Genomic DNA, 11117 nt, shown 5'->3' with positions numbered 1-11117 from the left:
CCGTCTCGCCGTGAGGCAAGGAGGCGTATTTTACATGTCCCGGCGGCTTTGTCAAGCCGCCGTCGAAAATCGTTCAAAACCCATCAAAGAGCGACGGCTCTTTGGGTTCGGCGCCCGTCCAGGGGATCGCCGTCCCCAAGTGCCCATCCGCCTTTTTGAAGTGCCCGCACCCGAGAAACGGTTCCGGCCCCCTCGTCACCGACAGGGGCGAAGGGTGCGACGCCGTCAGGATGAGATGCTTCCCGGCGTCGATCAACGGGATCTTCTCCTGCGCGGGACGCCCCCAGAGCATGAAGACCAGACCGTCACGCTCGTCGGAGAGCGCCCGGATCAATCCGTCCGTCAACGCCGTCCACCCGAAGCGCCGGTGCGAAAGGGGCATTCCCTCTTCGACGGTGAGGATCGTGTTAATGAGGAGCACGCCGGCTTGCGCCCAATCAATGAGGCGCCCCTGGGTGCGCCGCACCCCGTACTCGGCCTCAAGCTCCTTGAAGATGTTCTTCAAGGATGGCGGCAACGCCTCATGTTCCGGCACCGAAAAGGCAAGACCCTCGGCCTTCCCCGGCGTATGGTAGGGGTCCTGCCCCAGCACCACGACGCGCACCCGCTCGAAGGGCGTGAGCTCCAGCGCCCGAAAAGGCGTCGGAGGATAGACGTTCGCCGACTTCGCGGCATCCGCCACCTTGGCGACGACCGCCTCGCCCTGAGGCGAGGCGAGAAACCCCTCCACCAACGTCTTCCAGCGGCCCGTGAGCCCCGCCGTCGAAAAGTCCGGCGCCCTCATCGGTCACCCGCAAGGTGACGGTTTTCCAGCACGTCCGTATGCATGCGGTAGTAGTTGATGCGGCAGGCGAGTTCGGCGTTCTGCTCCTTGGTGCGGCTTCCCTTCGTCGTGTAGCGGACGAAGTCGCACTCACGCTTCACGAAGGTTTCGAAGCTCTGGCTCGAACGGATGAACTTCTCCCAACGCTGCCGCGTGCGGTGCGGCTTGTCCCAAGCCTTCGCCACCACGGTGACGCGCTCGACGGCGTCCTTGTGCTCCGCCGTCACCAATTCAAGCTCCATCTCCAGGCACTTCTGACGCTGCTGGTCGTCCGCCGCCTTCTGGTGGCACGCGGCGACGCGTTCCGCCGTCGGCACCGCCTTCGCAGGCGCCGCCGACGCGCCGCCCGCGAGGACCGCGAGCGCGGCCGTCGCCGCCAAAATGATCTCCCTCATCGCGCGGCCTCCTTCAGGATGGGCGCCATCGCCTGCGGGACGTCGTCCCAGAGATCCTCAAAACCGTTTTGGGCGGCCCACTCGTCGATCGTGACGCCTTCGTTGTAGCCCGTGCGGACCAACACCGTGCGCATCCCGGCGGCCCGCCCGGCCAGCGCATCGTTCTGACTGTCGCCCACCATGACGCAGGCCTTGGGGTCGACTTGGAGCTGCTCGGCCGCCATCCAAAGCATGTCCGGCCAGGGCTTCGCCCGCTCGCAGTCGCTCGCCGTCACCACGGCGTCGAACGCGTCTTCAAGGCCGTTACGCTCCAAATACTCGACGGTGCGCTCACGGATCTTGTTCGTGACGAGCGCCGTCTTGATGCCCGCGGCGCGCAGCGCTGCCACGGCCTCGAAGGCGCCCGGAATCGGACGCACCAGGTCCGGCATCCCGCTCCAGACCTCGATCAATTCCGGAAGGAGCGCTTCGGGTTCGGGCGTTTCCACCGCGTGGCCTCGGAGGCGCCACCAGTCGGCGAGACGTTCAATGAGCACGCGGATCCCCTTCCCGATCATGTCGCCCACGTCTTCGATCGGGGGCTTCGGCAGCCCCCGGCGTTCGGCAAGCGCGCAGACGCCCGCGTGGATGTCGGGAAGCGAGTCGACCAACGTTCCGTCAAGGTCGAAAAGGACGGCCTTCGTATCCATGCGCGCTCCTCAACCGAGCGTGGCGACGTTGGCGCGCATGGCATTGATCACGTCGCGGTAGCCTTCCTTCGAACCCGCGCCGAAGACCGCGGAGCCCGCGACGAACGTGTCGGCGCCCGCGGCCGCCACGTCGGCGATGTTCCCGGCCTTGATGCCGCCGTCCACCTCAATCATGATGCGGCGCCCGGTTTCGGCTTCGTAGCGGTCGAACCGCTCCTTCACCATGCGGACCTTTTCAAGCGTGGACGGAATGAAGCTCTGCCCGCCGAAGCCCGGATTGACGCTCATGAGGAGGACGAGATCCAGGCGGTCCATCACGTGGTCGAGGTACGAGAGCGGTGTCGCCGGATTGAAGACCAGGCCCGCCTTGGCGCCGCGTTCGCGGATCAGCTGCAGCGTGCGGTCGATGTGCTTCGAGGCTTCGCAGTGGAACGTGATGATGTCGGCGCCCGCGTCGATGAAGGCGGGAATGAGCGCGTCGACGGGTTCGACCATCAGATGCACGTCGATGGGAGCCTTGGTCCACGGGCGGATCGCTTTGAGGACCTGCGGGCCCACCGTCAGGTTCGGCACGTAGTGATTGTCCATCACGTCGAAGTGGATCCAGTCGGCGCCCGCTTCGGTCACGTCGCGGACTTCCTCACCCAGACGGGCGAAGTCGGCGGAGAGGATGGAAGGGGCGATTCGGCACGTGCGCATGAACGTTCTCCAAATGGTGTGCGTCGTTTTCGGTGGTCGTCAGTATAGCCGTCCGCTTCCCGCGGTTCCGATAGACTGTAGGGACTTCCGGCACGGCCGCAACACTATCTATCCATCTTTGATGACGTTCACCCGCCCCCTCCGCCTTGCGGCCCTCGCCGCGCTCGTTCTGCTTTCGGCCTGTACGACCGTGGAAAAGCCGCCCGTACGTACGACGAGCGGTCCCGAATTCACCCCCGCCGCCTTTGAAGAGGCCCGCGGCGTCGATACTGAACACTGGCGCTCGGCGCTTGCCGCCTTCCGTCAGTCCTGCACCGCGATCGGCTCGCGCCCGGTGTGGGCGGGCGCCTGCAGCCGCGCGGCGGCGGTCGACCCCGCCGCCGCGGAAGACTTCTTCCGCGCGAACTTCACCCCGTGGCGCGTCGCCACCGTGGAGCGCGACGACCGGGGCGACGAGGTGAAGCGCACCGAAACGGGCCTCACGACGGGCTACTTCGAGCCGCTCCTCTACGGGAGCCGCACCAAGCAGGCGCCCTTCGTCCACCCGATCTACGGCGTCCCGGACGATCTCCTCATCATCGACCTCGCAGAAATCTATCCGGAGCTGAAGGGCAAGCGCCTTCGCGGGAAGTTGGACGGCCGCCGCGTCGTCCCCTACGACACCCGCGGCGTCATTCAGAACCGCACCGACCTCGAACCCTGGGCGATCGCCTGGGTGGACGACCCGGTGGCGGCCTTCTTTCTTCAGGTGCAGGGGTCCGGCCGCATTCTTCTTCCCGACGGCTCCTTCATGCGCGTGGGCTTCGCGGACCAGAACGGCTACCGCTACCGCTCGATCGGGAATTGGCTCGTCAAGAACAGTGAGTTGAAGAGCCACGAGCTCAGCATGCAGCAGATCCGCGCCTGGGCCGAACGCAACCCCGACCGCGTGAAGGAGGCGCTCGCGCAGAATCCGAGCTTCATCTTCTTTGAAGAGCGACACGGCGACCCCTCGCTCGGGCCCACGGGCGCCCAGGGCGTGCCGCTCACCGCGCAGGCGAGCGTCGCCGTGGATCCGAGCCGCTGGACCTTGGGGACGCCCTTCATCATCGAGGTGAAGCAGGACCGTCCGGCCCTCGCCTTCACGCGCCCCGTCGTCGCGCAGGACACCGGCGGCGCCATCCGGGGCCTGATCCGCTTCGACTACTTCTGGGGCTTCGGCGACGAAGCCGGCGAAGCGGCGGGGCGTCAGCGGAGCACCACCCGCGCCTGGGTGCTGGTCCCGAACGGCTTCACGCCCGAGGACATCCTCCCGAAGCGCTGAGCGCGCTTCGGGAGCAAAACGCCCGCGAAACCGCGGGCGTTTTGCTTTGAGGTGCCGTGAGGATCACTGTTCCTGCAGGAGCTCTTCCAACTGCTCGGCGGGAATCGCGCCCGAGATGCGCGCGCCCGACGGGAAGAACATCGTCGGCGCCCCGGTGATGTTGAAGCGGCTCATGAGGGAGGCGTTCCTCATCAGCACGGACGAGTCGCACGTGACCCCGGCCGGCTGCGGACGGATGCCGTTCGCCATCCAGTCGTGCCAGGCGCGGGCCGGATCCTTCGCGCAGACGATTTCGCGGTTGTTCTCTTCGCCGCGCAGCATCGGCACGATGAAGGTGTAGACGGTGAGGTTCCCGACCTCGGCGAAGGTGCTCTCCATGCGGCGGCACCACGTGCAGTTCGCGTCCGAGAAGACGACGACCTCGCGCTCGCCCTTGCCGAAGACCTGCTTCACGGCATCTTCGAAAGGCCACTTGCTCCAGGCCTCCTTCGCGACCTCCTGGAAGCGCGCCGCCGTGAGGTTCGACTGCGTCTTCGTTTCGATGATGCTCCCGGTGATCACGTGGGCGACCGTCTCGTCGACGTAGAAGACGCGGCCCTGCACCACGACCTCCCAGAGGCCCGCGACGGGCGCCGGACGCACGCTCTCCGCGCGCAGGCCGGTGTTCTTCATCAGGTTGGTACGGATGGTTTCCTCGTCGGCGTGCGCCTGCGCGGCGCAGAGGACGGCCGCCACGGCCGCGAGCACATGCTTGATTTTCATCGTGTTCGTCTTGGAAATGCCGGCGAAGGGGAAAAACCCCGGTCCGGACGTTCAGTCTTCAGGAGTGGAAGTGAGTGTACGTGTTTGCGGAAGTCCCGCGCAAAGCGCGCATACCGTGTTTGCGGTATTTTCCGAAGCCTCCCGAGGGGAAACTTGACAGCCCGAAAAGACTTCCCATAAACTTGCAGCTCTTGTCTCGGCTGGGTAGCTCAGTTGGTAGAGCAGCGGATTGAAAATCCGCGTGTCGGCGGTTCGATTCCGTCCCCAGCCACCACTTATTCTCCGTGGTGGTCGGCGAGAGAAAAATTCGGCGTGGCTGGGTAGCTCAGTTGGTAGAGCAGCGGATTGAAAATCCGCGTGTCGGCGGTTCGATTCCGTCCCCAGCCACCATTCAGAAGTCCCTGTCGAGCGATCGCGGGGATTTTTTGTTTTTCGGCCTCCCGAAAACACGAACGGGACCGCGCCCGGCGATCCCGTTGGGGTCGAATCACTTCCTCGAGGCGGCCCAAGCCTCCCAACCTTCCCGGCGGAGCCTGCAGGCCGGGCATTCGCCGCAGCCCCAACCCCAGTCGTGATGGTGTTCGCGGTCGCCCATGTAGCAGGTGTGAGTGCGCTCCCGGACGATCTCGACGAACGCGTCGCCCCCGAGCCTCTGCGCGAGCGCCCACGTCTCCGCCTTCGAGAGCCACATGAGCGGCGTCTCGACCGTCATCGGGGCGTCGAGCCCCAAGGAGAGCGTCACCTGAAGGCTCTTCAAGGTGTTGTCGCGGCAGTCCGCATAGCCCGAATAGTCCGTCTCGCACATCCCGCCCACGAGCACCGAGAGCCCGCGGCGGTACGCGATCGCCGAGGCGAACGTGAAGAAGAGAAGATTCCTCGCCGGCACGAACGTGTTGGGGACGCCCGAAGCTTCGAGCTCGATCGCGCGCTCCTTCGTCAGCGCGCAGTCCGAAATCTGCCCCAGCACCGACATGTCGAGGCGGTGGTCTTCGCCCAGGCGCGCGTCCCACTTGGGGTTGAGCGCGCGCACCGCACGGAGCACGTCCTCACGGCAGCGCATCTCCACGTCGTGGCGCTGACCGTAGTCGACGCCCAGCGTCTCGACGCGCTCAAAGTGTTCGAGCGCCCAGGCGAGGCACGTCGTCGAATCCTGCCCGCCCGAAAAGAGGACGAGCGCGCCGCGGCGGCCCGCGGGATGGTCAAGTTCCTGCATGAATGACTCCATGTGCGTTGAGGACTACCGCCTCTCGTGTCCGAGAAGCGCCGTGACGCGTTCGCGCACGGCGACGCACTCAGCGATGTGGGCGTCGCCCAGGCGGCAGAAGGCCGCATAGCTTAGCGCTGCGGCGGCGGTTTGTCCCGCCACCGGAATCCACTTCGCGGTTTTGCTCCCCGCCCAACGGAGCCCCAGCTGTTTGAGCGCCACGAGGACGAGTCCCTGGGAGACGACGCGCCCCGCAAAGAGGGCGCCCGTCATGTCGACCGCACGCATCGTCGCCACGCGCCGCTCGGTGTCGAGCCGCGCGATCTGCTCGGGCGAAAGCCGGAAGGCGTCGTTCACCGCCCGCATCATGTCGAGGAGCGCCGCCGCGTCCGCCGCGGCGTCCAACCCCGGCACGGGCACGAGGCTCATCCCAGCGGAGAGCGCCGCGCGGCGGCGCACCGCGCGCCGGGCCTCCTCGACGGCGCGCTCGAGCGCGTCGGCGGCCGCGTCTCCCGAAGTCTCCCTCTTAAGCATGGCGAAACCATTGTCTCCCTATAATTCGCAGACTTCTCAAAGAATAACCCCTCGGCGGGCCCGCCACGACCCCATGGGCGCCCCGCCGGACCAAGCTTGATTTCCCGTAATGCAGCTGCTTGCTTTAGGTCTCAATCACACGACGGCCCCCATCGCCGTGCGCGAGCGTGTGGCCTTCGGGCCCGAAGAGGTCGGCGCGACGATCGCGCACCTGATCGAGCGCTTCGGTGCCGCGCCCCAGGGCGGCATCCGCGAAGCCGCCGTGCTCTCCACCTGCAACCGCACGGAGCTCTACTGCGCCGTGGAGGATGCCCAGGCCGCGCGCAGCTCGGTGCTCTCCTACATTGCGAACCAGAAGGGCGTGCCGCTCTCGGAACTCGAGCCCCACATCTACACCTTTGAGCAGGAAGAGGCCGCCCGCCACACCTTCCGCGTCGCCTCGGGTCTGGACTCCATGGTCCTCGGCGAAACGCAGATCGTCGGTCAGATGAAGAAGGCCGAAAAGCTGGCGCGCGAGCACCACGGCCTCGGCGTGATGCTCAACCACCTCTTCCAGGCGACCTTCACCGTTGCGAAGGAAGTCCGCACCGCCACCGCGATCGGCGCCAACTCCGTGAGCCTCGCCGCCGCGGCCGTGCGCCTGGCGCTGCGCCTCTTCGGGACGCTCGAGGGCGAACGCGTCCTCTTCGTCGGTGCCGGCGAAATGATCGAACTCTGCGCCGCGCACTTCGCGGCGCAAAAGCCCAAGAGCATCACGATCGCCAACCGCACGATGGAGCGCGGCCAGACCCTGGCGCGCACCGTCCACGCCGACGCGATCCGCCTCGCGGACCTCCCCGACACGATTCACGAGTACGACGTCATCGTCTCCTGCACGGCCTCGGCCCTTCCCATCATCGGCCTCGGCATGATCGAGCGCGCCGTCGCGCAGCGCCGCCACCGCCCGATGTTCATCGTCGACCTCGCGGTGCCCCGCGACGTCGAACCCGAAATCGACCGCCTCGACGACGTCTACGTCTACACGGTGGACGACCTCGGCAAGGTGGTGAGTCAGGGTCTGCAGAGCCGTCAGGCCGCGATCACGCAGGCCGAGACGATCATCGGCCTTCGCGTCACGGACTTCGCGGATTGGCTGAAGCAGCGCGACGCCGTCCCCACCATCCAGTCGCTTCGCGACCGCGCGAACTACCTGCGCGACTTTGAGTTGGCGCGTGCGCTCCGACACCTCCACCACGGGGACGACCCCGAAGAGGTGCTCGAAATGCTCGCCCACGGCCTCACCAACAAGTTGGTTCACGACCCGACGATTCTGCTTCGCAACGGCGAAGGGCTGTCGCTCGAAGACCGCGACCTGATGGAGCGGCTTCTCGACCGCTTCTACCGCCGCCACGACCGCTGACCGGTCGGGACACGCTGAAGAACGGGCGCCGCGGCCATGCCGCAGGCGCCCTTCTTTTAAAATGCCGGTCTCTCCAAATCCATCGACGAAGACGCCTCCACACCCATGCTCCAGGACTCCATGCGCGCCAAGTTGGGCGCGATGAGCCGCCGGATCGAGGAAATCGACCGGATGCTCGCCGCCCCCGAAACCGCGAACGACATGAACCGCTTCCGCGATCTGACGCGTGAGCGCAGCGACCTCGAACCCGTGACGAAGCTCTGGACCGACTTCCAGGGCGCCGAAGCGGACCTCGCGACCGCCGAGGAGCTCCGCGCGGACCCCGACATGCGCGACTTCGCCGAGGAAGAGGTCCGTGCGGCCGAAGCCCGCATGGAGACCCTGGTCGAGGAACTGCGCATCGCGCTCCTCCCCAAGGACCCCAACGACGAGCGGAACATCTTCCTGGAAATCCGTGCGGGCACGGGCGGGGACGAGAGCGCGCTCTTCGCCGGGGACCTTCTCCGCATGTACCTCCGCTATGCCGAAGGTCAGGGTTGGCGCACCGAGATCGTCTCCCGAAGCGAAAGCGAATTGGGCGGCTACCGCGAAGTGATCGTGCGCGTGATCGGTCAGGGGGCCTATTCCAAACTGAAGTTCGAGTCGGGCGGGCACCGCGTGCAGCGCGTTCCCGTCACCGAATCCCAGGGCCGCATCCACACCTCCGCCTGCACGGTGGCGGTGCTCCCCGAAATGGACGAAGTGGGCGACGTGGTGCTGAACCCCGCCGACCTCAGGATCGACGTCTTCCGCGCCTCGGGCGCGGGCGGCCAGCACGTGCAGAAGACCGACTCCGCGGTGCGCATCACGCACCTTCCCACCGGCATGACGGTGGAGTGCCAGGACGAGCGCAGCCAGACGCAGAACAAGGCCCGCGCGATGGCGGTCCTCGCCGCACGCATCCGCGCTGCGCAGGTCGCCGAGCAGCAGGCGAAGGAAGCGAGCGAGCGCCGCTCGCTCGTCGGCTCGGGCGACCGGTCCGAGCGCATCCGCACGTACAATTTCCCGCAGGGCCGCGTCACCGACCACCGCATCAACCTGACGCTCTACCGGCTCGAAGCCGTCATGGACGGCGACCTCGACGAAATCATCTCGGCGCTCGCCGCCGAACACCAGGCGGAAGCCCTTGCGGCGCTCAACGCCTGACGACCCGACCGCTTTTGGACCGCTTTTTCCGACCATGACGACGCCCACCGCCCACGAACCCGAGACCATCGCCGAGCACCTCGCGAACGCGGCCGCCCAGATCGGCCGCTTTGAAGCGCACGTTCTCCTCGCGCACGTCCTCGGGAAGACGCGCGAATACCTGATCGCCCACGACGACGAGGTGCTGGCGCCCGAACAGGCGACCGCGTTCGAGCTCGTCGTCTCGATGCGCGCGGCGGGCACCCCGGTGCCCTACCTCACCGGTCGGCAGGAGTTCTTCGGACGTTGGTTCGCGGTGGACGACAGCGTCCTGATCCCCCGCCCCGACACCGAGGTGCTGATCGAACAGGCGCTCCTCGTCACCGGCCCCGCGCCGAAGGTGCTCGACCTCGGTACCGGGAGCGGCTGCATCGCCGTGACGTTGGCGCTCGAAATTCCCGGCGCGCGCGTCACCGCCACGGACAAGAGTCCCGAGGCGCTCACTGTGGCAAAGAAGAACGCAGCGGCGTTGGGCGCCGACATCCGCACGTTCGAGGGCGAATGGTTCGAGGCGGTTCCCGAGGGTGAAACCTTCGACCTCATCGTCTCGAATCCCCCCTACATCCACCCGCAGGACGAGCACCTCCTCTCGCTCGAATTCGAGCCCGCAGGCGCCCTCACCGACGGCGTCGACGGTCTTGAGGACCTGCGCCGCATCATCTCGGGCGCGATGGCGAGACTCACGCCGGGCGGCTGGCTTCTCCTGGAGCACGGCTGGGACCAGGGCCCCGCCGTGCGGGAGCTTTTGGAAGCCGCGGGGTTCGCGGGCGTACGCACCAAGAAGGACTACGGCGACAACGACCGCGTCTCGATGGGGCGCCGCGCGCAGTAAGCCGCAAGCGCAGAACGAAAAAGAACGGAAAAGCATGAAGGCCGACGCCTCCCGGTTGGAGGCGTCGGCCTTCTCTCCCTCTTGACCAAGAGCGGATTACTTGACGTCCTGAGAGAGCGCCTTCTGGACCGAGAACGGCCAGGCTTGGTAGCCCGTGCAGTTCTTCAGCTGAATTTCAACGGAGGGCTCCTTCGCGCCCCACTTGAATTCGTTGATGAAGGGGTTCGGGGCCGAGGTGAAGGCGCCCGACGCGAGGTCGAAGTTCGCACCCGCCGTCGCCGAGTAGACGAAGATCGAGTCCTTGTCGGCCTGGTATTCGGTCAAGGACGTGACCGGGCTGTACCACTCGTGACCGCGTTCCTTGCCGTACTCCCAAACCTGTTCGACCGTCATCTTCTTCTGGTCGATTCTGTAGACGACCGAGCGGCTGTACTTCATCTCAGGCAGCGCCGGCTGCTCCATGCCGCGCGAGTCGCCGTTGTCGAAGGCCGAAACGTAGATGACGTCGCCCTTGCTCTTTTCGTCGATCTTGAACGCGGTGTGCTGCGTCCAGGTCCAGTCGAAGCCGCCTTCGCAGGTCGAACCTTCGCACTTCACCTTGTTGCCCTTGCTGTCGACCGGCGTCAGGACCTTTTCGGCCCAACCCTTCTTCCAACCTTCGGGCGAGGCGAGGATCCACTTCACCTTCTTGTCGCGGCCGATCTTTACGATGGCGGACTGGTGGCGCGACGAGATGATGATCGAGTCGTCTTCGGGGTCGTAGTCGACGGAGTTGACGTGCGCCCAGTTGCGGCCCGGGCCCGTGCCCACGATGTCGCCGAACTTGTCCGAGGCGTCGAGCTTCGCGAGTTCGTCCGCGGTCAGGGTCTTCCCGGCCTGCGAGGCGTCGATATTGAGGCACACCGCACCCTGGTCGAGCACCTTCATCACGTTGTCGCGGTACGGGTCGAGAATTTCAGCCAGGCGCCATTCGTCGACCACCGTGCCGTTCTGATCGACTTCGGCGATGACGTCGCGCACCGTGCGGACGTTCTTCCCGTCGGCGCGCTTCCAGTTGGAGCTCGCCACGCGCAGGAAGTAGTGGCCGTTCTGCGCGTCGTCCATCGAGTGCGAGTAGTCGCCGTAGCGCAGCGGCAGGCGGCGGTTGAAGACTTCGCGTCCGAGGATGTCGTACTTGACGTAGCGCTGGCCGAAGCCCCAGGTGAGAAGTCCGTCGTCGTTCTGAGGCCTCAAGGTGGATTGCGTTGTCGACC

At 66.3% G+C, this 11117-nt stretch carries 12 protein-coding genes and 2 tRNA genes; 6 read left to right on the top strand and 8 right to left on the bottom strand.

The genetic code is table 11. The features are described 5' to 3' along the window. Nucleotides 1-73: 73 nt before the first annotated feature. The 4 genes from HMPREF9440_RS03525 to rpe are packed head-to-tail and all read right to left on the bottom strand — an operon-like array spanning nt 74 to nt 2606. Nucleotides 74-784 (bottom strand): uracil-DNA glycosylase, encoded by a 711-nt coding sequence (locus HMPREF9440_RS03525; protein ID WP_008541562.1) that lies wholly within the window; start codon nt 782-784, stop codon nt 74-76. Continuing rightward, on the bottom strand, nt 781-1218 hold the full coding sequence (locus HMPREF9440_RS03520; protein WP_008541561.1) for a lysozyme inhibitor LprI family protein: 438 nt from the start codon (nt 1216-1218) through the stop codon (nt 781-783). The genes HMPREF9440_RS03525 and HMPREF9440_RS03520 overlap by 4 nt, the downstream gene beginning before the upstream one ends. Continuing rightward, nucleotides 1215-1907 carry an HAD family hydrolase gene (locus tag HMPREF9440_RS03515; protein WP_008541560.1) on the bottom strand — a complete coding sequence of 231 codons (693 nt, stop codon included), beginning with the start codon at nt 1905-1907 and terminating at the stop codon, nt 1215-1217. The genes HMPREF9440_RS03520 and HMPREF9440_RS03515 overlap by 4 nt, the downstream gene beginning before the upstream one ends. A gap of 9 nt (nt 1908-1916) precedes the next feature. Next, complete coding sequence (gene rpe / locus HMPREF9440_RS03510; RefSeq protein WP_008541559.1) at nt 1917-2606, bottom strand: ribulose-phosphate 3-epimerase; 690 nt, start codon at nt 2604-2606, stop codon at nt 1917-1919. Between the two features lie 121 nt (nt 2607-2727). On the opposite strand from rpe, the gene mltA reads away from it, so the two are divergent. Then, nucleotides 2728-3909 (top strand): murein transglycosylase A, encoded by a 1182-nt coding sequence (mltA, locus tag HMPREF9440_RS03505; RefSeq protein ID WP_008541558.1) that lies wholly within the window; start codon nt 2728-2730, stop codon nt 3907-3909. 63 nt (nt 3910-3972) lie between these two features. Here the strand turns inward: mltA and HMPREF9440_RS03500 are convergent, their stop codons facing one another. Continuing rightward, entirely contained in the window at nt 3973-4671 is a 699-nt protein-coding gene (locus HMPREF9440_RS03500) for a DsbC family protein (protein ID WP_008541557.1), read from the bottom strand. 198 nt (nt 4672-4869) lie between these two features. On the opposite strand from HMPREF9440_RS03500, the gene HMPREF9440_RS03495 reads away from it, so the two are divergent. Then, nucleotides 4870-4945 (top strand) — tRNA-Phe (locus tag HMPREF9440_RS03495). A 40-nt stretch (nt 4946-4985) separates the two neighbouring features. Continuing rightward, a tRNA-Phe gene (locus HMPREF9440_RS03490) sits at nt 4986-5061 on the top strand. A gap of 97 nt (nt 5062-5158) precedes the next feature. Here the strand turns inward: HMPREF9440_RS03490 and queC are convergent. Both queC and HMPREF9440_RS03480 read right to left on the bottom strand, forming a co-directional pair. Further along, a complete protein-coding gene (gene queC, locus HMPREF9440_RS03485; RefSeq protein WP_040763436.1) occupies nt 5159-5884 on the bottom strand; it encodes a 7-cyano-7-deazaguanine synthase QueC in 726 nt (241 codons plus the stop codon). A 24-nt stretch (nt 5885-5908) separates the two neighbouring features. After that, nucleotides 5909-6409, bottom strand: a complete 501-nt coding sequence (locus HMPREF9440_RS03480) for a hypothetical protein (protein ID WP_008541554.1) — start codon at nt 6407-6409, stop codon at nt 5909-5911. Nucleotides 6410-6518: 109 nt separating this feature from the next. On the opposite strand from HMPREF9440_RS03480, the gene hemA reads away from it, so the two are divergent. The 3 genes from hemA (at nt 6519) to prmC (ending at nt 9864) form a co-directional block, all read left to right on the top strand. Continuing rightward, entirely contained in the window at nt 6519-7808 is a 1290-nt protein-coding gene (hemA, locus tag HMPREF9440_RS03475) for a glutamyl-tRNA reductase (RefSeq protein ID WP_008541553.1), read from the top strand. 105 nt (nt 7809-7913) lie between these two features. Further along, nucleotides 7914-8993 carry a peptide chain release factor 1 gene (gene prfA / locus HMPREF9440_RS03470; protein ID WP_008541552.1) on the top strand — a complete coding sequence of 360 codons (1080 nt, stop codon included), beginning with the start codon at nt 7914-7916 and terminating at the stop codon, nt 8991-8993. Between the two features lie 34 nt (nt 8994-9027). Further along, nucleotides 9028-9864, top strand: a complete 837-nt coding sequence (gene prmC / locus HMPREF9440_RS03465) for a peptide chain release factor N(5)-glutamine methyltransferase (protein WP_008541550.1) — start codon at nt 9028-9030, stop codon at nt 9862-9864. A 96-nt stretch (nt 9865-9960) separates the two neighbouring features. Here prmC and HMPREF9440_RS03460 read toward each other — a convergent pair. After that, nucleotides 9961-11117, bottom strand: a 1157-nt coding sequence (locus HMPREF9440_RS03460; protein WP_008541549.1) for an aryl-sulfate sulfotransferase, incomplete at its 5' end; no start/stop codon positions are given.

This window comes from Sutterella parvirubra YIT 11816, assembly GCF_000250875.1.
Classification (GTDB): Bacteria; Pseudomonadota; Gammaproteobacteria; order Burkholderiales; family Burkholderiaceae_F; genus Sutterella; species Sutterella parvirubra.
The sequence above is the reverse complement of the archived record's forward strand: the minus strand, read 5'-3'. Positions and strand labels throughout refer to the sequence as shown.